Here is a 20,836-nt window from a genome sequence, read left to right on the forward strand (position 1 = left end):
GGCGCGCCGGGTGGCGCGCCCCACGCCGTCAAGCGGCGACGCGGTATCCGGCCTCGGTGACGGCGGCGGAGATCGCCGCGTCGTCGGCGGGGCCGTCGGTGGTGACGGTGACCTGCCCGGTGGCGACGTCGACCGCGACGGAGAGGACTCCGGGTACGCCGGTGACGTGCTGGTCGACGGTGTTGGCGCAGCCGCCGCAGGTCATGCCCTCGACGGTGTAGCTGGTGACGACGCCGACGGGCGTCTCGGTCGCGGTGGCGTCGGTGGCGGTCGTCTCACAGGTCTGGCACATGGCATCTCCCACATTTCTCGGATACCCCCCTGGGGTATCTCCTGGACGTCCTGAAGTTAACACCCCGACCGACTCGCCCGCAAGCGTTCGGCCGCGTGACGCCCATCATACCCCCTAGGGGTATCCACGCGTCGCCTGGAGATCGACCGATTTGCCCATGTCACGGGCTTGCCGGGCATGGATATGGTGGTTTCGCCCGCAAGAATCAGAAGAGAGTTGTCCCGGTGGATGCCATGACCACGGTGTTCCTGATCATGGGCAGCGTCGGAATCGCCGCCCTCGTCCTGTCGATCCTGCTCGGCGACCTGTTCCACGTCGACGTCGCCGACGGCGTGTTCTCCCTGCCCGTCGTCGCGGGCTTCGTCTCCGCGCTCGGCTTCGGCGGCATGATCGGGTCGTATCTCGCGCCCGGCTCGAGCAGCGTGCGGGCGTTCATCGGCGTCGGAATCGGCCTGCTGTTCGCGGTGCCCGCCGCGTGGCTGACCTGGCGACTCACGCGCGCCGCCATGCACATGCCGACCGACACGACCCCCGACCAAGACAGTCTGTTGGGGACCATCGGGGTGGTCGTCACCCCGATCACGGCGGAACGTCCCGGCGAAGTCCGCGTCCTGCTCGCCGGCCAGCCCGTCAAACTGCGCGCCCGCGCGGAAACCCCGATGGAACAAGGGACACAGGTCTTCGTGATCGAGGCGGAGTCGGCCACGACCGTACTCGTGGAACCGACGACACCGGCTCTGCCGACCAGCTGAAACACACGTCAACAGAAAGCACGGAAAACATGGAACCGTTCTCCTGGGCCATCATCGGCCTGGTCGTCCTCGCCTTGATCCTGGTGTGGTTCGTCCTGTCCCGCATCAAGGTCGCCGGCCCGAACGAGGCGTTCATCGTCACCGGCCGCAAGGGAAAGAAGACCGTCACCGCCGACGGCACCATCGCCACCGACCTGTCCGGCCAGAAGGTCGTCATGGGCGCCTCGGTGTTCGTCCTGCCCGTCGTGCAGCGGCTCTACCGACTCGACCTGTCGAGCCGGAAGATCCACGTTCGGGTGGCCGGTGGCGTGTCGAAGCAGGGCGTTCGCATAAGCGCGGAGGGTATCGCGATCGTCAAGGTCGGCGGCACCGTCGAATCGATCCGGGCGGCCGCCCAGCGGTTCCTGCACCAGCAGTCCGAGATCGAGGAGTTCACCGAGCAGGTCATGTCCGGCGCGCTCCGCTCGATCGTCGGACAGCTCACCGTCGAGGAGATCATCCGTGATCGGGCCGCCGTCGCCAGCAACGTGGCCGACGAGGCGGAGAGCTCGCTGACTCACCAGGGCCTCGTCCTCGACACGTTCCAGATCGAGGACATCACGACCGACGGCAGCTACCTCAACGACCTCGGTCGTCCCGAAGCCGCCCGCGTCGCCAAGGAAGCCGCGATCGCCGAGGCCCAGGCGAGGCAGGCGTCCGAGCAGGAGCGCATGCGCGCCGAGGAGAAGATCGCCGAGTCGGAGCGAAACCTCGCGCTGAAGCGCGCCGAGGTTCAGGCCGAGATCGACGCCGCCAAGGCCAGGTCGGCCGCGGCGGGACCGCTGTCCCAGGCCGAGCAGGACCAGAACATCCTCCAGGCGCAGCAGACCGTCGCCGAACGCAACGCCGAGCTGAAGGAACGCCAACTCGACACCGAGATCCGCAAACCGGCCGACGCCAAGCGGTACGAGATGGAGACCGACGCCGAGGCGCGCAAGAACACCGCGATCCTCGACGCCGAGGCGCGTCGTCAGGCCGCAGTCGCCGAGGCGCAGGCCGAGGCCGAGACCGCGCGACTGCTCGGTGAGGCCGAGAAGGCCCGCCGTACCTCGCTCGCGGAAGCCGCCGCGATCGAAGGCGCCAAAGAAGGTGAAGCCGAACGCGCCCGCCGTGAGGCGATCGCGGAGGCCGTGATCGCGGAAGGCGCCGCCGAGGCGAAGGCCGTCCTCGCGAAGGGACAGTCCGAGGCCGAGGCGATGCGGGCCAAGGCCGACGCCTTCGCGCAGTACGGCCAAGCCGCCATCCTCGACCTGCTCATCAAGGTGCTCCCGGCCGTCGTCGAGCAGGCGTCGAAGCCGATGGAGTCGATCGACAAGCTCACCGTCATCTCCACCGACGGCGCGTCGAGCCTGACGAAGAACGTCGCGAGCAACGTCGCCCAGGGCCTCCAGCTCGGCAAGGACCTCACCGGGATCGACCTGAGTCGTCTGCTCGGCGACCTCGGGCTGCTCAGCGACGACGCCGAGACGGCAACGGTCCCCAAGCAGACCGAGAAGAACCCCGACGACGTCAAGGTCATCGACGCCGACTGACCCGGCCGAGCGCGTGCGGGGCGACCGACGCCGCCCGTTCGCTTCGACCGGGAAACGAACGTCCGGCTACTCGAACCCTTCAGCACGTGCTCGACTTCTCCGGCCGACCCCCTCCGAGTTACCACCCGGAGGGGGTTCCGCTTGGTTGGTTAAACACTCCGCTTGGTTGGGCAAATTGCGAAAACGCGCCTGTTTCCGACATTTGCCCAACCAAGCGGAACTTTTGCCCAACCAAGCGGAGTGGGCGGGGGGAGCCGTGGGCGAAGGCGAGAGGCAACGGAACCGGGGAACAGGTGCGGGAACGGAAAAGGAAGGCGGGGCAAGGCGTTGAGGCGTGGCTGGACCGTCGGTGACGGCGCTGAGATCGACTGGCTCGTCGAGCTCACCGGACCGGAGGTCACCGGCTTCGATCCCGGTGGCACGCCCGACGGGCTGTGGATTCTCAACGCGATGTACGAGAACGAGACCCCGAGCGCACGAACCCATCACGAACGGCACCGGGCCGACTTGGCCGACGGTACGACCGAGCCATGGAGATTCGGCTCGTACGACGAGAGAGACCACCCCGAACTGATCGTGCCGGGTGGCGGTCTCGGCTGGTCGGCACATCCCGGTGCCGGATGGCGGCGGCTCCTCTGGAGCGAACTCGCCGAGCGGATCGGCGACCCGATCGTCCCGCCGGGCCTGTATCCCTCGTATCGGGCGTTCCCGTCGGTGAGACGGGACGGGTCCTGGCCGGAGTCGATCCTGCCGCCCACCGAGGGCAGCATGGATCGGGACAGTTTTCGGCGACTGGCCACCGTACTGGCGCGCTTCGACGACCCCCGGACGACGGTGTTCGCGCACTACTGTCCTTGCGTGACAGGCGAATACGACGAGTACCGGGTATACCGCGGTCGGCTCGGGGACCTCGACGCCCTCGAAGAACTGAACGGTGAGTTCGGGCCGTCGAACCTCTGGCCGGCCGATCGTGCCTGGCTGACTTACACCGACTACGACCTGTGGGGCACCAAGGTTTCCGGACCGCCCGAACTCCTGCGCCTGATCGACCAGGACGACGTACTCGAGACGGTCCGCCTGCCACTGTCCGTCGACGGTTGAGACGAACTGGACCGACGACTCGCGGCGTCGGTCCAGTCGGATTTTCCGCGTTACTGGCCCGTGCGGCCGTCGACGCGCTCGCGGATCAAGTCGGCGTGTCCATTGTGTCGAGCATATTCCTCGATGAGATGGATGAGCACGTCTCGCAGCGACACCTCACCCTTCGGGTCGACCATCCCCATGTCCGGGGCGTTCGCCACGAAGGCGTCCGTGAACTCGCATTCGGTGCGCCACTTCGCCCACGCCTCGTCGACGACGACGGGGTCCGCCACGGCGCCGTTCCAGTCGGCGTCGCGGTCCTCCGGATCGAAGTACAACCGGGGGATGTCCTGACCGTCCATAATGCGCCGCATCCAGGAGTGCTCGACGTCGGCCATGTGCCTGACGATGCCGAGCAACGACATCGTCGACGGCTCGACGGACCGCTTCGCCATTCCTGCGGCGTCCAGTTCGGAGCACTTCAGTTCCAGCGTCAGTCGCTGTGTGCGCATGTACTCCATGATCGTCGCGCGTTCGTCCCCGAGCGATACGGCGTCGCTTTCGCGGGGATCGTCCTCGGGGTCCACCCACATGTCGGGGTACTTGGTTCCAGCCATAACGGTCATGCTCACCTACCGAGGATTCCCCCGCAAGGCGTTTTCGCAAGTCAGGATTGCCGGGACGCGATCCCGCGATCCGGGTTGACCGGTCGGCGAGAGCGTTCCGGCTGGGCCCGGCCGAGCGGGCGGGCGTCACGACCCGAAGCCGTCGGGCCCGGATCGCCCCGATTCCAGCACCAACGCCGGGGATGGGCCAGGCGGGTTGGACGGAACATTCCGCGATCCGCGCTCACCGATCATTCGATCCATAAAAGACGGATGAACGACGCGGCGCGGACGCCGCGAACCGGGCTAACGTGATCGCATGGACCCGCACCCCGACCCCTCCGCCGCGCTCGACGCGCTGCTCACGGCGGAGATCGACGACGCCCTGCCACCGATGCTGCCGTTCTGGGGACACACCGCCCGAGCCGACCACCCGGGGCAGTGGGTGCTGAGCCAGTGGTGGCCTGTCGACTTCGACGTCCACGGAGTGCGCTACCACCACGCCGAGGGCTACATGATGGCCGAGAAGGCCAGGCTCTTCGGCGACGACGCCACCCGCGAGAGAGTCATCGACGCGCGAGAACCGTTGCACGCCAAGCGACTCGGACGTCTCGTGAGCGGTTTCGAGGAGGAACTGTGGATCCGGAATCGATACGAGATCGTCGTCGCGGGCAATCGCGCCAAGTTCGGGCAGCACCCGGACCTGCGCGACTATCTCGTGTCGACCGCTCCCCGCGTCCTCGTCGAGGCCAGCCCCGTCGACCGGATCTGGGGCGTCGGACTCGCGCCGACGGACCCGGCCGTCGCGACTCCCTCGGCCTGGCGCGGCGAGAACCTGCTCGGCTTCGCCCTGATGGCGGTGCGGGACGCGTTGACGTCCGAGACAGACGATCCCTAAGGGGTCATCCGGCGACACCTGTTCAGTTCCGCGCGTCCCCCGGGGACACGAGCCGAGTCTCATAGGCCAGGACGACCGCCTGAGCGCGATCACGCAGGTCGAGCTTCGCGAAGATGCGGGCGACGTGCGTCTTCACGGTGGCCTCGCTCAGCGTCAGCTCCTCCGCCAGCTCCGAGTTGGACAGTCCGCGTCCCATGAGCGTCAACACCTCTCGCTCCCGAGGCGTGAGCGCGGTCAAGTCCCGGTGGATCACTCCCGAACCCGAACCGGACGCGAACCGCTCGACCAGGCGACGCGTGATCGACGGCGCCAACAGCGCGTCACCCGTGCAGACGAGCCGCACCGAGGCGGCCAGATGCTCCGGAGTGACGTCCTTCAGCAGAAATCCGCTCGCTCCGACGGCGAGCGCGGCGTAGACGTACCGGTCGAGGTCGAAGGTCGTCAGCATGATGACCCGGCATTCGGGGTGACGGGCGAGGATGCGGCGGGCGGCCTCCAATCCGTCCATGGTGGGCATGCGGATGTCGAGGAGGGCGACGTCCGGGCGGACCCGGTCGGCCACCGCGACCGCCTCGACTCCGTCGGCGGCCTCGCCCACGACGTCGATGCCCCGCGCTGTCAGGATCAGCCGGAAGCCCGTGCGCACGAGGGCCTGGTCGTCGACGACCAGAACACGCGGCGAGGGTGCGTCCATCATGGCCGCCCCAAGGGAAGTCGCGCCCGAAGCCGGAATCCGCCGCCGAGTCGACGCCGGGCGTCGAGGTCACCGCCGTAGACGGCGACGCGCTCGTGCAGGCCGATGAGGCCACGTCCCGCCCCATCGACGGAGGGTCGTGACGGTGCCGAGCCCCCGGTCAGCACGCTGGGACCGGTGTTGAGGACCTCGACCCGCAGCGAGTGGTCCGTGTATCGGACCGTCACCTGCACCGGCGATCCTCCACAGTGTTTCAACACATTGGTCAGTCCCTCCTGGATTATCCGATACGCGGTCATGTCGATCCCGGCGGGCAACGGTCGCGGTTCGCCCATCACCCGAGCGCCGATGTCGAGACCGGCGAAGGAGAACCGGTCGACGACGACGCTCGCGATGGGGCTCGCGGCATCCGTGACCGAACTCAACACCCTGGCGAAGCGGCACGAGTCGGCACACGTGGTCGTCCAGGTCGACGCACGACCGGGAGAGGCCGCCCCGGGGTACGAGAACGAGGACGTGGAAAGGCTTCTGGCGTCGCTGCCGGGCGCGTCGAACGTCACCACGAACGCCCGCGTCCCGGCGACGACCATCGGATTCGCCGATGTGGACACCTGGTTCATCCGGGGCGACTCCTCCGACATGGGGTTCACCGAACAGCTCGTCCACGGACGCTGGCTCGACGACGCCGACGACGCCGTCGTGACGTCCAGTTTCATGACGAGGAACGACATCGAGCTCGGTGACGTGCTCACCGTGCAATGGGAGGGCCGCAGCACGACGGTCACGGTCGTCGGCGCGATCGTCGGCAGCGCCAACCAGGTCGTCTACGCCGACTGGGACACGATGGACAGACTCGGCGTCGACTCGGGACAGTTCGACGCGGGCATGCGGTACGAGGTCCGGCTCGACCCGGGGACCACGACCGAGGAGTACGTCGCGGCGGTGACCGAGGCGGATCCGAACCTGTACGCGGAATCGATGGATCAGACCAGTTCGTACACGGTCACCATCATCGGCCTCTCCACCGCACTGACCATAATGCTCGGAGCGAGCGCGGCCCTCGGCGTCTTCAACACCGTCGTCCTCAACACCCGGGAACGCCGCCGAGACCTCGGGATGCTCAAGTCGATCGGAATGACGCCACGCCAGGTCGTCACCATGACCGTCTCCTCGATGACGACGCTCGGCGTCCTCGGTGGAGTGATCGGCCTCTGCCTGGGAGTACTGGCGCACCGCCTCATCGTCCCGGTCGCGGCCGCCGCCGCCCGATCGAGATTCCGCCGTCACTCGTGGACACATGGAACGCACCGACGCTGACCGGGCTCGCCCTCGCCGGGGTGGTGATCGCCGCGCTCGGCGCCTGCGTGCCCGCCCGATCGGCCGCGCGGCTGAGCATCGCGGAGGTGCTTCGTAGCTGATGACGGCGCGACGTCGGGCCGGTCTCCGAGACGGGGACCGGCCACGACGTGCGTTCACGGCCGTCCGCATCGACCGATCGGTTGATTCGGCCGTCATCACCTCGCCGTCCGAAACGAAGCCCGCCAGTCGATTCGATTGCGAGGGAACCGAACGACGCTTGAGCCATGGCAATCATCGACGTCACCGACCTGACGAAATCGTACTCAGGAAAGACCATTCTGGACGGAGTGTCGTTCTCCGTCGAACAGGGCGAGATCTTCGGGATCCTCGGCCCCAACGGAGCCGGGAAGACCACCGCGGTCGAATGCGTGGAGGGCCTGCGGCGCCCCGACGGCGGAACGATCCGCGTCCTCGGGCTCGACCCGCACCGCGACCGCACGATCCGCGAACGCATCGGCGTGCAGTTGCAGCAGACCCAACTGCCCGAGAACATCAAGGTCGCCGAAGCGCTCGACCTGTACGCGTCCTTCTACGGCAAACCCGCCGACTGGCGTCGGCTGCTCGACCAATGGGGCCTCACCGAACACCGCAACGCCCGATTCGGAAAGCTGTCGGGCGGCCAGAAGCAGCGCCTGTTCATCGCCTTGGCGCTCGTCGGCGCCCCGACCGTGGCATTCCTCGACGAGCTGACGACCGGGCTCGACCCGCAGGCGCGCCGGGCGACCTGGGAGCACATCAAACGCATCCGCGACACCGGCGTCACGACCGTCCTCGTCAGCCATTTCATGGACGAGGTCGAGGAACTGTGCGACCGGGTCGCCGTCATCGACCGGGGCCGCGTCATCGCCGTCGACACTCCGACCGGGCTCATCGAGCGAGCCGGTGGGCGCCAACAGATGCGGTTCACGCTCCCGATCGACGCCACCGGCGACCCGATCGCGCTGTTGGCGGACCTGCCCGGCGTCTCCGAGGTGTCCGTCGACGGACGCCACGTCACCGTCGCCGGCACCGACGACTTCGTCACCACCGTGACGGCGAGCCTCGCCCGCCACGGGCTTCCCGTCACCGAACTGCGCATCGACAGCCGTTCCCTCGAGGACGCCTTCATCGCGCTGACCGGCCACTCGCTCACCATCGACCAGTAAGGACCCGCCATGACCGCCCTGCTCAAACTCACCACGATCGAGACCAAACTCCTCGTACGGGACCCCGGTTCGCTGTTCTCCATGCTCATCCCCCTGTTCATCCTCGTCATCTTCGGCAGCTCCATACAGGCCGGTGACACGGTGCTGCTGCCGATGACACTCGCGATCGCGATCGGCATGGTCGGCCTCTACCTGCTGCCGACGACGCTCGCGACCTACCGCGAACGCGGCATCCTCCGCCGACTCTCGACCACCCCGCTGCGACCGATCAACCTGCTGATCGTCCAACTGGTCCTGCAACTGGTCCTGGCCCTCGTCGCGTGCCTGCTGCTGCTCGGCGTCGCGGGCGGCGTCCTCGGAGTCCATCTGCCGCCCCGGATGCTCGGCCCGGTCGTGTTCTTCCTCATCGGGACCGCCGCGATGTTCTCGATCGGACTCCTCATCGCGGCCCTCGCGTCGAGCGGACGGACCGCGAACGGCATCGGCGTCCTCATGTACTTCCCGATGGCGTTCCTCGCCGGGCTCATCCAGCCCGCCGATCAGATGCCCACCGTCATGGCCAGGATCGGCGAGTACACTCCTCTCGGCGCTTTCCGGCTCGGTCTGCAGGAAACATGGGCGGGCGGATCGCCCAGCATTCCGCTGATCCTCGTCCTGACGGCGTACACGGTGATCCTCAGTACCGCCGCCGCGCGGTTCTTCCGGTGGGAGTGACAGTGACGACGATCGGGCGCCTCGACCGTTGGGAACGCCACCTCGATCTCCAGATCCGGCTGACACCGTACGTACTCCTGGTCGTCTCCTTCGGGCTCTACTGGCTCACCGAAGACGAGACCTGGGACCACCGGTTGACCACCCTGGGGATCACGACGGCCGCCGCCGCGTGGGTCTCGGCGGAAGGACGCGTCAAGTGGAAGAGCGTCTACATCGCCGGACTCGTCGTCCTGATCGCCGCCCTGTCCGCGCGCGGCGTGTGGTTCGCGGGCTTCTTCGGCTTCATCGGCTACCTGCACTCGTGGCGGTATCTCAACGGGCCGTGGCGTTTCGTCGGAGTCGTCGCGACCGCCGCCGTCAGCGTCCCCGCGTATACCGGCGGCCTTCCCGACACGATTCCCGGGATCCTCACCTACCTGCTGTTCACCGCCGCCATCACCGCGCTCGTCACGATGTTCAGCTTCTTCGGCGACGTCACGAACGAACGCAGCTCCGAACGCAAACGGACGGTCGAGCGCCTGGAGGAGGCGCTCCGCGAGAACGCCGGCCTGCACGCGCAACTGCTCGTGCAGGCCAGGGAGGCCGGGGTGCTCGACGAGCGGCAGCGCATCGCCGCCGAGATCCACGACACCCTCGCGCAGAGCCTCGCCGGTATCGTCGCGCAGATTCAGGCCGCGAACGGCGCCGACGACTGGCGCCCGCACACCGACAAGGCGCTGCGGCTGGCTCGCGCCGGTCTCGCCGAAGCACGACGCACGGTACGCGCGGTCGGCCCGGCTCAGCTCGACGCGGCCCCGCTCACCGGCGCGCTCGGTGAGATCGTCGAGCGCTGGACTGAGGGAAACCCCGGCCGGGCCGGGTTCACGGCCACGGGAACCGTTCGCGATCTGCACCCCGAGATCGAGGCAGCGCTGCTCCGAATAGCCCAAGAGGCCCTGAAGAATGTCGCCAAGCACGCCGGAGCCGCCCGCACCGAACTGACCCTGTCCTACATGGAGGATGTGGTGGTGCTGGACGTCTGCGACGACGGCATCGGCTTCGACCTCGAGAACGCCCCCGACACCGGCGGTTTCGGCCTGGTGTCGATGCGCAAACGCGCCGAACGCCTCTCCGGAAGCCTGACCGTCGAATCCCACCCGAACGACGGAACCGCCGTCTCCGCGACCCTCCCCGCGATCGCCCGAGAGGACCCCCATGCCTGACACGCCGATCCGGATCCTGATCGTCGACGACCACCCGGTCGTCCGCGACGGATTCAGAGGCATGTTCGCCGCCGACTCCGACTTCGAGGTCCTCGGCGAAGCGGCCGACGGTGCCGAGGCCGTCGAGCGCGCCAGGACGCTCCGACCCGACGTCATCCTCATGGACCTACGCATGCCCACTATGGATGGCGTCTCGGCCATCCGGGAGCTCGGCCGACTCGGCGTCCCCTCGAAGGTGCTCGTCCTGACCACCTTCGACACGGACAAGGACGTCCGGCCCGCCATCGAGGCCGGAGCCACCGGTTACCTGCTCAAGGACACCGGCCGCGACGAACTGATCCGGGCCGTCCGCGCGGCGGCGCGCGGCGAAACGATCCTCTCCCCCTCCGTCGCCACCCGGCTCGTCAGCCAGGTCCGCGCGCCCGCCGACACCCTCAGCGCGCGCGAGATCGAGATCCTCGAACTGATCGCGCGGGGCGCCACCAATCGGGAGGCGGCCAAACGCCTGTTCATCAGCGAGGCCACCGTCAAAACCCACCTGCTGCACATCTACACCAAGCTCGGCGTCAACGACCGTGCCGCCGCCGTCGCCACGGGCTTCCGCCGGGGCCTCCTCGACGTCAACGACACCCCCTAGCCCCCACACTCCGCTTGGTTGGTTAAACGTCTCGCTTGGTTGGGCAAATGTTCGAAATAGGCGTGTTTTCGCAATTTGCCCAACCAAGCGGAACTTTTGCCCAACCAAGCGGGCAGTGGTTCACCGGATTGGCCGGGCTCACGTTAGTTGCCGACCGGGTTAGGGCTCGTCGACCTGACTGAACCGGAAGCGGATCATTCGGTCTGTTCCCACCCTGAGATAGGCGTGGCCGGGGGCGTCGGGGAGTTCGTGCGCGTCGGCCACACCCATCACCATTTTGGACTCGTCCGCGGAGAGGGTCCGCATTCCGATCCGGTACCGGAGGTAGCCGTCGAGGCCCCGAATTCGAAAGAAGTCGAGGTGGTCCGTGGCCAACAGCATGTGAACGCCGAGCGACCTGCCCAGCCGCCCGATGTTGATGAGCGAGGACATGAAGTCCGGGTTCTCACCAATCAGATCGGAGAATCCGTCAATGACGATCAGCAGGCTCGGCAGTGGATTGAGGGGTTGCCCGGCCTCTCGGGCGTTCTCGTACTCGGTACGGGTCGCGAAGTTCCCTTTGGCGAGCAACTTCTGACGCTTGTCAAACTCGGCGTAGATGCCGTAGTCAATCCAATCCAGCATGGCCGGCTGCCATTGAAGATTGCGGACGATCGCGCGGATGTGCGGAAGCCGTTCGAACCGTTCGAAACCGGCCCCGTCCTTGAAGTCGATGAGCAGGAAGGTGACCTCTTCGGGAGTGTGCGAGACCGCCAGCCCGCTGACGATTCCGCGCAACGCCTCTCTCTTTCCGCAGCCGGGGGTCCCTATCATCATGCCGTGGGGCCCCATGCCGTTGTCGCTGTATGTCTTGAGGTCGAGCTCGAGAGGTTCACCCTCAGGAGTCAGGCCGATCGCGACACGTAGGTGCCGCTCCAACGGCTTCGGCGCGAGATCGGCAGGCTCGTGAGCACTGCGCACGTCCGCGTTCTCCTGATGTTCCACTGTGACCCTTCCCGGTCGGGGCGAACGACGCCGCCAATCACGGCGTTCGATCGTGAATGGTGGGGCGGTCCGGCCTCAATCGCTCCCGGCCGACTGCGTCGAGACGGGAACGGCGGACGCCAACCGGACAGCCTCCGCGACGACGAGCCGGCCGGCACGTGGCCCCACGGACGTGACGGCGTCGACCAGATTGAACTTGAGGCGTCGCAACACGAGCCGCACCGCGGGCTCGGCGTCGAACAGTTCGAGGAACCCGGCCTTCACGCCTTCCCCGACCTTGAGAACACACAGCTCGATGTCGTCCGGAAAGTCCTCGGCCCAGTCCGGCACATCGATCAGACCGTCGACGACCTCGACGCCCTCGGCCGTGCCGGGCTCGAGATCGACCACGGCGATGATCACGCCGCCGCAATTGCCGTACGACCCGGCGCGGACCCTGATTCCCCGGATCGGCAGTGCGCGCAGCAGCTCGTCGGCGGAGGTCATGCGGGCAATCATAGGGCGGGACGTCAACCGGGACAACGCAAAGGCCGTCCGCGCGAAGCACTCGCCGTACGACTTCGAGCCCTCGGTCCGCCCGGAACGAATCGACTCCGACAGGGCGATACGACGTCAGCACGAGTGCGCCCCAACGACGAAAAAGCCGGTCTTCACATGGAAGACCGGCCTTGACCTGGTCGGGATGACAGGATTTGAACCTGCGACCTCTTCGTCCCGAACGGAAACGATCGCTGTTCCGACCGGATTGCCCGTCATTTCAGAAGTTCTCGTACCACGTCGGTTCGTTCACTGTCGTTCAGGGTCGGATGTGGAGTTAGGCCACCCGTTAGGCCACCAAAGACGGGGAGGCTCCGAGTCACGGTCGATCATCGACGTTTATTGTGAACTGATCGATTCACCCCGATCGACGTCGTGATATGTCGAGGAGACTCGGCTATTTCGCGTTTCCTGCATGTCTTGCCCCCCATCGTTCCCCGTTCGGCGCTCTACGGGCTTCTGAGGACGTTTTACCTGGTAGATAGGCCTCTCTTTTGGCTTGCATGGAAGTGCGAGGCGCCGATCGGGCGCCGCATTACACCAGGGAAGTGTTGCGGGGCAGGCGATGGCGGTGCTCGTCGTGGATCGTGGACGATGGTGTGATGAGTCGTGGCTTTGTGTCGGGTGGGGTTCGTCGTGTGCTGGTCGGTGTCGGGTGGTTGCTGGCGGGAACGCTCGCGTTGGCGTTCATCGGCGCGGTCGGCTGGGCGACGTGGCAGTTGATCAACGCAAGCATCGTCGACGGTTCAAGCAGCCAGGAACCGCCAGCCGGGCAGGCGTCGGGGAGCGTTGAGGAGATTCGGACGGTCCTGACCGCGATGGTCGGTGCTGGCGGTTTGATCACGCTGATCGTGATGATCCGCAAGCAGTGGAGCGAGGAACGCACCTCCACCGCGACCCGTCATGATGCCGACGAACGCCGCATCACCGACCTGTACAGCCAGGCCGTCGAACAGATCGGACACGAGAAGGCCCCCGTCCGCCTCGGCGGTCTCATCGCCCTCGACCGGTTGGGGCGCAACCACCCTGCGCACCGCCAGGACGTCGTCGACGTGTTCTGTGCCTACCTCCGCATGCCCTACACCCCGCCCGCTCCCGAGACCACGATTAACGAGGGCGGCCCGTGGTACGAGCGGAGCGTCGAGGCGTCGCCAGCCGACGAGCACGAGGTGCGGGCCACCGCCCAACGCCTCCTCGCCGGCCACCTGAAGGACCCGCGTACGAAGCGGCGACGCTTGTTCAAGCATCGGATGCCCAAGGCATCCGCGACGTTCTGGACCCCCGACCTCACCCGCATCGACCTCACCGCCGCCACCCTCATCGACGCCGACTTCGAGCGATGCCAGTTCCCGCTGGCAACGTTCACCAGAACCCGATTCGTCGACGTCACCAAGTTTAGTGAGGCGACGTTCACCGGGGACGCCTGGTTCGGCGAGGCGACGTTCACCGGGTACGCCGGGTTCGACAATGCGACGTTCACCGGGGACGCCTGGTTCGGCGAGGCGACGTTCACCGGGTACGCCTGGTTCGGCGAGGCGACGTTCACCGGGTACGCCTGGTTCAAAAAGGCGACGTTCACCGGGGACGCCTGGTTCGGCGAGGCGACGTTCACCGGGCACGCCGGGTTCCACGAGGCGACGTTCACCGGGCACGCCGGGTTCGAAAAGGCGACGTGCGATAAGACGATGAAATTCATTGAATCCAGGTTCGCCGGACACACCGACTTCACCAGCCTCGTGCTCGGTAGGAAGGCAACACTGAGCCTGGAACAATCGACGGCCGTGCTGACTCCCCCAACAGACGCGGAGTCGGAACCCGAACAGCATGTATGGCCGCAGGGCTGGCGCCTGGTGCCGTTCCCGGCCGGTGAAGGTGAGAAGGGCTGGGGTCGTCTGGAACCCGCGCCTGAGGACGCATCTTCCGATTCGGCCGTACCGGACGTGCCCTCGCCGCGGCCGCCTGTGGCGGAACAAGATACTCCGGTCGTCTGACGTCGCCCGGTCTTGCCTGTACCAGAAACACCACAACCGTGTTGTGGTGAACAGGAACTGACGTCGACGCATATCGTCTCTACTCTCCAGTGAGGCCACCGAATCAGCTGGCTCGGCGCGGCCTACGGAGATATGTGCGAGCGATCGACCAAGCACCTTCGGGATAGCCTGCTCGGCCCTCCACGACCTTCTGAGACTGTTTTGCCTGGTAGATGCCCGTGTCAATCCTTCTTCTGCTGCCTGTTTCAGAGTTACCACTGCTCTGCGAAGGTGGCCCGTTGACAATGCTGACAAAAGTGACAGAAGTCTGTTGTTGCAGGTCAAGGCGGGTGTGTTCGCGTTGACAAAAGTGTGACAGAAGTCAGGGCGTTGACAGAAGTCAGCTTGCGGGTGGTATCGAACGGAGATCACTAGGCAACTCGTAGAGTGAAATGATGGACAGTCGAACCAGGATCCCCAGTCAGCGTTCCTCCGTCATCGCGTTCCAGGATCTCCAAGCTGAACGCGACATCCTGCGAGCCATGCTTGCGCACGTGAACCGCGAGAACGCGGGCAACACACTTCAAGTCAGCGACTTCAGCCACGACTTGCACCGCATCATGTTCGACTTTCTCTCGAATATAGACACGAACAAAAAATGGTTGAGCCCGTCAGACGTCATCATGGCCCTCAACAAGGCAGATCTCCTCGCTACATGCGGCGGCGAGGAGACTGTTCAGGATCTCCTGGAAGGGAAGCCATCACAGTCTCTGAAATCGGCGTTGGCCTCAGTACACGGCGCTGCGCTTCGTCGAAGGCTCGACCACGTCGCCACGGTTATTGCCGACGGTCTAGCCGATGAAGATGCCGATCTCGAACGGCTGATCGACACAACGACAGCGGAATTGACGGCCGCCGGAGACCCCACGAGGAGCACCGCTGGTCCAACGGTGCTCATTGATCTGCTCCAGTCGGCCCTCGATGAGATCGAAGCTGTCGGAGAGGCTGGCCGCGCCATGTCTGGAGTTCCGACAGGATTTGCCGACCTCGATCGACTCCTCAACGGACTGCAGCCCGGGCAGCTCATCATTGTCGGCGGACGCCCGGGCATGGGAAAGACGACGTTTGCAATGGACGTTCTTCGTCACGCCTCACTGCGACATGGACAAGCTGCGGCTATGTTTACTCGGGAACTCTCCAAGACCGAAGTCACCATGCGAATTCTGTCGGCCGAGACGCGAGTGCCACTCCACGTCCTTCGATCCGGCGGCCTGTCCGAGGACGACTGGACCCGCCTTGCGCGGCAGATGGGTGAGATCGCCGCAGCTCCCCTGTTCATTGAGAAGGACATCAGCACCATCGACGAACTTCGCGCGACGGCTCGTCGCCTCATGAGCCGTCTGGACTTGCGGCTTATCGTGGTCGACTACGTACAGCTCTACCACGAAGGGCGCTGGGATCGATATCGCGAGGCGGCTGGACTGAGCAGAGCACTAAAGAGCCTAGCGATGGACCTCGAGGTGCCCATTGTCGTGACCAGCCAGCTCAACCGTAACCTCGAGTCCCGCACAGACAAGCGTCCACAGCTGTGGGACCTACGCGACACCGGCACTTTCGAAGAAGACGCCGACGCCGTCATCTTTGTCCATCGCGAGGATTACTACGACAAAGAATCCCTTCGCGCAGGCGAAGCCGATCTCATCGTCGCGAAGCACCGTAACGGCGCAACCGACACCATCACCGTCGCCGCACAGCTCCACCTCAGCCGCTTCGTCGACATGGCCGTGTGAACCGGCTGGCTTTTGTCAACACCCCGACTTCTGTCACACTTTTGTCAACGCGAACACACCCGCCTTGACCTGCAACAACAGACTTCTGTCACTTTTGTCAGCATTGTCAACAGGGGCAGTCTGGCAGTGCTGCATCGGACCTGGCAGCCCACGCCGACGATGACAACTTAGTGCCTGACTGAGAACCCACTAATCCCATCCGCCGAGGGCTTCAGGGCTGGCGTCTGGAACGTTGGCGGAGGCAAAGGTCCGCAGGGTTGGGGGCGCCTTAAACAGATCCCAGCGATAGGTGGATCTCAACCCGACCCGTCCATGGCCGGTTTGCTCAAGCGCCAGTGGATTTCCCCTGCCATGAACTGCTGACCGCGGTTGGGGCGTTGAGAGCTACACCAGGTTCAGCATCATTCAATGGCCAAATTGTGCGTATAGGGTGCCTTGGGTGGGTTCCCGCTCCACGGGACATGATGACTGGGTTGGCGAACAGAGAGGGAACCGTGATGTCTGAGCCTGATCCGAACGATGAGTGGTGGACGACCTCCCAGGTGGCGGCCTTTTGCGGGGTCTCAATCTCCGCCATCAGCGGGTATCGACGGAAGAACCTCATGCCAGCGCCTGATGAGACGTTCGGTCGCACGCATGTCTGGCGTCCACAACGGATCATCGATTGGCAACAGCAGCGACCTCGGCCAGGCGTCGGGGGTCGACCAGTGAAGCAAAAAAGTCCGACAGAACGGGAGAGCAACGATGACCACAGTGGCTGAGGCGAAGGCGATCGCGGAAAACCTGCTCGCCGAGGTTCTGCCGCGCCGGTGGGCGCATGTTCAATCGGTTGGTGCGCATGCCGGCTGTATCGGTCTGAAGTTGCTGGAAGAAGCGGACGCCGAGACCGTCGAAGCGGCTGGCTGGCTGCATGACGTCGGTTATGCGCCAACGATCGCGATCACCGGGTTTCACCCGCTCGACGGAGCACGTCATCTTCGCCAGATCGGCGTGAGGACAGACATCGTCGACCTGGTCGCTCACCACACTTGCGCCGTCAGGGAGGCTCGACTACGCGGCCTTGAGTCCGAATTGCTCGCTGAGTTTCCATGCGGTGGAGAACAGAGCCTCATGCGTGATGTCCTTTGGTTCGCCGACCTCACCACCGGGCCGGACGGGCGGCGCCTTGCGGTTTCCGATCGCTTTGACGAGATCATCAGCCGGTACGGGCCCGAAGACCTCGTGACTCGATTCATCACCGACGCCCGACCGGAACTCACGACGGTGACAGACCGGGTTGAATCCCTGATCAGCCAATGTACGGCGCGCGGTTAGCGAATCCGTGTTCGATGCGAAGGCGCATTGACGGGTTGATATCGAGGTCATCCAGGTTGCTCTCGGATACCCAACGAACCTCACTTGACTCATCGCTCGTCGTGAGGGTTCCCCCAACAGGGTCGGCACGGAAACAGAGCGAGAATTGTTGACGGACCTCGCCATCGCTGTACTCGACGACGTGGTGTGGGGACGAGTAAACGCCGACAATCGCTGTGACCCGAACCGAGATTCCCGTCTCTTCCAGCGTCTCTCGTTCCGCAGCACTTGCGACAGTCTCACCAAAGTCTTGAGCACCACCGGGTAGCGCCCATAGGCCGTTGTCGGTGCGTCGGATCAACAAGACACGATGGTCTTTGTCCAGTACAAAGGCTGTTGCGGCGACCACAATGCTGTTCGCGCGGGGAGCGTTGGGATTGTCGATGTGCTCGATCCGCCCCATCACGACTCCAGGATGCGCGTTGATTCGGACCTCACTCGGTTGAAACTGCGCATGTAGGTGGCGAACAACTGCCCGGTGCCGAGCCTTCGGAGGTGGTGTACCGGCGCGTGAGCGGCTGGAGATCCGTAGACGTGTGTGTTCACGAACATGTCGTCGTCGTAGACGTAGATGCTGTTGTAGAGCGTCGACGCGTGGAATCCAAGGTGGATCGCAGGTTCGTCTGCAAGCGGGCGATAGAAGGCGAGGACGTTCCGGATCTTTGCGGCGAGAGCATCGCCGATCCCTTCGTCGGTTCCGCGGATCGCGACGGCCTCCGAGTCGGGATCGCCCATCAGGATGACGACTTCGGTGCCCGACCGTGCCTTGGTTCGGAGCTTTTCAACGAGATTGGGATCGGTCTCGGGTAGGAACAATCCCGAGTAAGCGAGTATCAGAATCCGTTCGCGAGCCTGGTCAAACGTGCGACTCCACAGGTCGATCGGCACGGCGGACCTATGCGGGTAGGTTCGCAGAATTTCGGAGCGGGCCACTTCTGGTGCGTCCTCGTCCGAGATCGCGGTCGGCCACAGGACGCTTTCAAACTCATTGACGAGCCGCGCGACGTCTGTCCTGTATCTCGGGTATGGGATGCGGCCGGTGAGCCACCTGCTCACAGTCTTGGGGTCAACGCCAAGCTCGTTCGCCAGCCCTGCAGGCGAGAACCCAGACCGTGCAAGTGCGTCACGCAGGCGATGGTTTGCACCCATGGGTCTTCTCCAATGGCGGGACGTCTTGGGACGACTTGACCGTACCGTGGACGTCCAGGGATGTCCACAGTTGCGGTGTCGGCGTCCCTGCCCGGCGGGAGATTCTTAGTTCATCAACAACCACTTCGGAAGAAATCCGGAGGGGGCGGTTGCAAAGTATCAACTGACTTGATACTGTCATCTCAAGTCAGTTGATACTCCAGCTTGATGGATTTACCGGGGCGGAGCTCTGTCTACGGGCAGGGCGAAACCTCACGTGTTTTTTGACATCTGAATCGTGGACCAAAAAGGACAGCACCTATGACCTGCGGATTCTCCGAAGGTTCGCTGTTCCTGGCTAGCCCTACCTAGTGGCGCCTTCGACTAGCCGGTCGTTGCGTGGCGGGTGCGATTCCCGTGTAGGGCGCTGACCGACCCCATTCGAGGGTCGGGTGAAGAAAGGACAGTCAGTAATGGACAAGTTCGACAAGGGCGTCACCGAAGTCGCTACGGCGATGTGCCGCTCCAAGCACAAGGTTCTCGACGCGCCATGCACGGCGTGTCTGATCAGCGCGGCTCGCGCCGATGAACGGATTGTTGTTGAGACCGCGGTTCGCGCGGTCGCGGCGCCGGCGGTGCTGGCGCGAGTAACGTCGATGCGTCGGATGCGCGCGGCCGGCATCCGGGTCAGCGAGATCATGGCGCGCCTCGGCGCGACCTACAGCGAGGTGTGGACTGCGCTTCACGCGTGGCCGGGTGAGGCTCCGGCTCGCCCGATCGTGAGCCGCCGCCCGATCGCCTCCCCGATGTTCGTGGGGGTGGCGGCGTAATGAGTCTGCTCTCTTCTATTCCACGGCCGCGCCGAGGTGGCGCGGTCACCACGGCTCCCGCGCCGGGGCTGCTCGCGGCCACGGCGGAACTTCGCCGAGCAGTCGACGGTTTCGCCGACGCGTACAACCTGTTCCACCCGACGACGATCACCGCTGAGGCTGCCCGCCAGGTCTTCGCCGACTTGCCGGCCATCCACAAGCACATCGACACCCTCGAAGCCAAGCTGCGGGGCGGTGCCTGATGCGCTTTACAGCTTTCTCTTGCCCCGCTGACCGAATCGAGTTGACCGCGCGTTTGCTTCGGCTGGCGCTGGAACGGTCGGTGGCTTTGTCAATTGTCACCGCTGATGGCGGTTACGTCGATCCTGTTCTGGCGCACCGCATTCAGGCCGATCCGGCACGTCTGACGGCTCGTCTGGCTCGCGCGGCCCGGATGGAGGTAGCGGCGTGACGGCGATCGACGACATGCCGACGACCGAACTGGTCGCGTTCCTCCACGATGCCGCGTACTGCCTCGCCGGTCCCGCCGATCACGCGGCGATCGATCTTCTCGCTGGTGCGGGGTTGTGGGCGGCGAGTCGCGGCCTACGCCCGGCCATCAGCACGACCGGAACGGTCGACTGGCGGAAACTTCGTCGGCTCGCCCGGGCGGTTTCCTCGAGTGGGGAAGCCGCGGTGGTCGACATCGCCGCGTCCCTGACCGCCAACACGCAGATCAAACTCCGCGACGCCCTGTCGGCCCTCGACGACGGCAACCTCGCCCTCGTCGCCACCGCCGTTGGCGGGATTCGACGGCGAGGCCCGATCGGGGGCTGGGCATGATCGCCGCCCTTCTCCGTGCGGGTCTCGCCGCGATCGTCCTCGCAATCGTCGTCGGCATCGCGGGCTACATCAGTGGTTCCGCCTGGACGATCGTCGGCGCGACGCTGACGCTCATCGCGGGCATGGCGTGTTTCGCGGTCGGTTTCCAGCGCGCTGTCGCGGCCGCTCCGCCGGTCGGCGGCGACGACGACGGCGAACCCGACCAGCCCTAACCCCCTCTCAATTCGGATTCAAAGGAGAACCACAGTGAACATTCGACACCTGTTGCAGGGCATCACGTCGCAGTTCGACGCGATCAGTCCCCGCACGAAACGCGTCCTCGCTCTCACAGCCTTCATCGGCGGTCTCTGGGCCTTGGGGTACGCGACGGCGACCACGGACGGCCCCGGCGGTGTTGTTGGCGCGGTCGCGCTGATCGTCGGTATGGTCGGCCTGGTGCGGTCGGCCCGTCGCGAGGCCGAGGGGCGATAGCG

The 20,836-nt window shown here is 65.4% G+C and carries 25 protein-coding genes and 1 pseudogene; 18 read left to right on the forward strand and 8 right to left on the reverse strand.

The window, feature by feature from the left end; all coding sequences use genetic code 11:
- Nucleotides 1–28: 28 nt before the first annotated feature.
- On the reverse strand, nucleotides 29–292 hold the full coding sequence (locus ACM9NP_RS13195; protein WP_415646961.1) for a heavy-metal-associated domain-containing protein: 264 nt from the start codon (nucleotides 290–292) through the stop codon (nucleotides 29–31).
- A gap of 233 nt (nucleotides 293–525) precedes the next feature.
- Here ACM9NP_RS13195 and ACM9NP_RS13200 point away from each other — a divergent pair, with 233 nt between their 5' ends.
- From ACM9NP_RS13200 to ACM9NP_RS13210, 3 genes are all read left to right on the forward strand, one after another.
- Nucleotides 526–1,044 (forward strand): NfeD family protein, encoded by a 519-nt coding sequence (locus tag ACM9NP_RS13200; RefSeq protein WP_415647032.1) that lies wholly within the window; start codon nucleotides 526–528, stop codon nucleotides 1,042–1,044.
- 29 nt (nucleotides 1,045–1,073) lie between these two features.
- Entirely contained in the window at nucleotides 1,074–2,615 is a 1,542-nt protein-coding gene (locus tag ACM9NP_RS13205; protein WP_415646962.1) for a flotillin family protein, read from the forward strand.
- Between the two features lie 327 nt (nucleotides 2,616–2,942).
- The gene (locus ACM9NP_RS13210; protein ID WP_415646963.1) at nucleotides 2,943–3,716 is read left to right on the forward strand and encodes a hypothetical protein; all 774 of its coding nucleotides are present in this window, start codon (nucleotides 2,943–2,945) and stop codon (nucleotides 3,714–3,716) included.
- Nucleotides 3,717–3,766: 50 nt separating this feature from the next.
- Here ACM9NP_RS13210 and ACM9NP_RS13215 read toward each other — a convergent pair whose 3' ends face one another.
- Nucleotides 3,767–4,312, reverse strand: coding sequence for a DinB family protein (locus ACM9NP_RS13215; protein ID WP_415646964.1), 546 nt, complete (start codon nucleotides 4,310–4,312; stop codon nucleotides 3,767–3,769).
- Between the two features lie 307 nt (nucleotides 4,313–4,619).
- Here ACM9NP_RS13215 and ACM9NP_RS13220 point away from each other — a divergent pair, with 307 nt between their 5' ends.
- Nucleotides 4,620–5,198, forward strand: a complete 579-nt coding sequence (locus tag ACM9NP_RS13220) for an NADAR family protein (protein ID WP_415646965.1) — start codon at nucleotides 4,620–4,622, stop codon at nucleotides 5,196–5,198.
- Between the two features lie 22 nt (nucleotides 5,199–5,220).
- Here the strand turns inward: ACM9NP_RS13220 and ACM9NP_RS13225 are convergent, their stop codons facing one another.
- Together ACM9NP_RS13225 and ACM9NP_RS13230 are read right to left on the reverse strand one after the other, a co-directional pair.
- Nucleotides 5,221–5,895: a response regulator gene (locus ACM9NP_RS13225; RefSeq protein ID WP_415646966.1), complete on the reverse strand. Its 675-nt coding sequence runs from the start codon at nucleotides 5,893–5,895 to the stop codon at nucleotides 5,221–5,223.
- Nucleotides 5,892–6,281: pseudogene (locus tag ACM9NP_RS13230) on the reverse strand (sensor histidine kinase); the annotation flags it as partial. The pseudogene ACM9NP_RS13230 and the gene ACM9NP_RS13225, both read right to left, overlap by 4 nt.
- A 22-nt stretch (nucleotides 6,282–6,303) precedes the next feature.
- Between ACM9NP_RS13230 and ACM9NP_RS13235 the strand changes: the two are divergent.
- From ACM9NP_RS13235 to ACM9NP_RS13260, 6 genes are all read left to right on the forward strand, one after another.
- Nucleotides 6,304–7,209: an ABC transporter permease gene (locus tag ACM9NP_RS13235; protein ID WP_415646967.1), complete on the forward strand. Its 906-nt coding sequence runs from the start codon at nucleotides 6,304–6,306 to the stop codon at nucleotides 7,207–7,209.
- The gene (locus ACM9NP_RS13240) at nucleotides 7,182–7,310 is read left to right on the forward strand and encodes a hypothetical protein (RefSeq protein WP_415646968.1); all 129 of its coding nucleotides are present in this window, start codon (nucleotides 7,182–7,184) and stop codon (nucleotides 7,308–7,310) included. The genes ACM9NP_RS13235 and ACM9NP_RS13240 overlap by 28 nt, the downstream gene beginning before the upstream one ends.
- Before the next feature lie 165 nt (nucleotides 7,311–7,475).
- Entirely contained in the window at nucleotides 7,476–8,396 is a 921-nt protein-coding gene (locus ACM9NP_RS13245; protein ID WP_415646969.1) for an ABC transporter ATP-binding protein, read from the forward strand.
- Nucleotides 8,397–8,405: 9 nt separating this feature from the next.
- Nucleotides 8,406–9,110, forward strand: a complete 705-nt coding sequence (locus ACM9NP_RS13250) for an ABC transporter permease (RefSeq protein WP_415646970.1) — start codon at nucleotides 8,406–8,408, stop codon at nucleotides 9,108–9,110.
- A 2-nt stretch (nucleotides 9,111–9,112) separates the two neighbouring features.
- Nucleotides 9,113–10,312, forward strand: a complete 1,200-nt coding sequence (locus tag ACM9NP_RS13255) for a sensor histidine kinase (RefSeq protein WP_415646971.1) — start codon at nucleotides 9,113–9,115, stop codon at nucleotides 10,310–10,312.
- Complete coding sequence (locus ACM9NP_RS13260; protein WP_415646972.1) at nucleotides 10,305–10,949, forward strand: response regulator; 645 nt, start codon at nucleotides 10,305–10,307, stop codon at nucleotides 10,947–10,949. Before ACM9NP_RS13255 ends, ACM9NP_RS13260 begins: the two co-directional genes overlap by 8 nt.
- Nucleotides 10,950–11,108: 159 nt before the next feature.
- Here ACM9NP_RS13260 and ACM9NP_RS13265 read toward each other — a convergent pair whose 3' ends face one another.
- Both ACM9NP_RS13265 and ACM9NP_RS13270 read right to left on the reverse strand, forming a co-directional pair.
- A complete protein-coding gene (locus ACM9NP_RS13265) occupies nucleotides 11,109–11,933 on the reverse strand; it encodes an FtsK/SpoIIIE domain-containing protein (protein ID WP_415646973.1) in 825 nt (274 codons plus the stop codon).
- 75 nt (nucleotides 11,934–12,008) lie between these two features.
- Entirely contained in the window at nucleotides 12,009–12,419 is a 411-nt protein-coding gene (locus tag ACM9NP_RS13270) for a hypothetical protein (RefSeq protein WP_415646974.1), read from the reverse strand.
- 653 nt (nucleotides 12,420–13,072) lie between these two features.
- Here ACM9NP_RS13270 and ACM9NP_RS13275 point away from each other — a divergent pair.
- The 3 genes from ACM9NP_RS13275 (at nucleotide 13,073) to ACM9NP_RS13285 (ending at nucleotide 17,544) form a co-directional block, all read left to right on the forward strand.
- Nucleotides 13,073–14,461, forward strand: a complete 1,389-nt coding sequence (locus ACM9NP_RS13275; RefSeq protein WP_415646975.1) for a pentapeptide repeat-containing protein — start codon at nucleotides 13,073–13,075, stop codon at nucleotides 14,459–14,461.
- A 434-nt stretch (nucleotides 14,462–14,895) separates the two neighbouring features.
- Nucleotides 14,896–16,230 carry a replicative DNA helicase gene (locus tag ACM9NP_RS13280; protein WP_415646976.1) on the forward strand — a complete coding sequence of 445 codons (1,335 nt, stop codon included), beginning with the start codon at nucleotides 14,896–14,898 and terminating at the stop codon, nucleotides 16,228–16,230.
- A 744-nt stretch (nucleotides 16,231–16,974) separates the two neighbouring features.
- Nucleotides 16,975–17,544 carry an HD domain-containing protein gene (locus ACM9NP_RS13285; RefSeq protein WP_415646977.1) on the forward strand — a complete coding sequence of 190 codons (570 nt, stop codon included), beginning with the start codon at nucleotides 16,975–16,977 and terminating at the stop codon, nucleotides 17,542–17,544.
- Here ACM9NP_RS13285 and ACM9NP_RS13290 read toward each other — a convergent pair.
- Nucleotides 17,519–17,986: an NUDIX hydrolase gene (locus tag ACM9NP_RS13290; RefSeq protein ID WP_415646978.1), complete on the reverse strand. Its 468-nt coding sequence runs from the start codon at nucleotides 17,984–17,986 to the stop codon at nucleotides 17,519–17,521. The genes ACM9NP_RS13285 and ACM9NP_RS13290 overlap by 26 nt on opposite strands.
- On the reverse strand, nucleotides 17,986–18,732 hold the full coding sequence (locus ACM9NP_RS13295; RefSeq protein ID WP_415646979.1) for a helix-turn-helix domain-containing protein: 747 nt from the start codon (nucleotides 18,730–18,732) through the stop codon (nucleotides 17,986–17,988). The genes ACM9NP_RS13290 and ACM9NP_RS13295 overlap by 1 nt, the downstream gene beginning before the upstream one ends.
- A 452-nt stretch (nucleotides 18,733–19,184) precedes the next feature.
- On the opposite strand from ACM9NP_RS13295, the gene ACM9NP_RS13300 reads away from it, so the two are divergent.
- From ACM9NP_RS13300 to ACM9NP_RS13320, 5 genes are all read left to right on the forward strand, one after another.
- A complete protein-coding gene (locus ACM9NP_RS13300) occupies nucleotides 19,185–19,541 on the forward strand; it encodes a hypothetical protein (RefSeq protein WP_415646980.1) in 357 nt (118 codons plus the stop codon).
- The gene (locus ACM9NP_RS13305) at nucleotides 19,541–19,783 is read left to right on the forward strand and encodes a hypothetical protein (protein ID WP_415646981.1); all 243 of its coding nucleotides are present in this window, start codon (nucleotides 19,541–19,543) and stop codon (nucleotides 19,781–19,783) included. Before ACM9NP_RS13300 ends, ACM9NP_RS13305 begins: the two co-directional genes overlap by 1 nt.
- A gap of 205 nt (nucleotides 19,784–19,988) precedes the next feature.
- Complete coding sequence (locus tag ACM9NP_RS13310) at nucleotides 19,989–20,363, forward strand: hypothetical protein (RefSeq protein WP_415646982.1); 375 nt, start codon at nucleotides 19,989–19,991, stop codon at nucleotides 20,361–20,363.
- Nucleotides 20,360–20,575: a hypothetical protein gene (locus ACM9NP_RS13315; RefSeq protein WP_415646983.1), complete on the forward strand. Its 216-nt coding sequence runs from the start codon at nucleotides 20,360–20,362 to the stop codon at nucleotides 20,573–20,575. Before ACM9NP_RS13310 ends, ACM9NP_RS13315 begins: the two co-directional genes overlap by 4 nt.
- A gap of 34 nt (nucleotides 20,576–20,609) precedes the next feature.
- Nucleotides 20,610–20,834: a hypothetical protein gene (locus ACM9NP_RS13320; protein ID WP_415646984.1), complete on the forward strand. Its 225-nt coding sequence runs from the start codon at nucleotides 20,610–20,612 to the stop codon at nucleotides 20,832–20,834.
- Nucleotides 20,835–20,836: the final 2 nt, after the last annotated feature.

The organism is Stackebrandtia soli (genome assembly GCF_965137155.1).
Taxonomy (GTDB): domain Bacteria; phylum Actinomycetota; class Actinomycetes; order Mycobacteriales; family Micromonosporaceae; genus Stackebrandtia; species Stackebrandtia soli.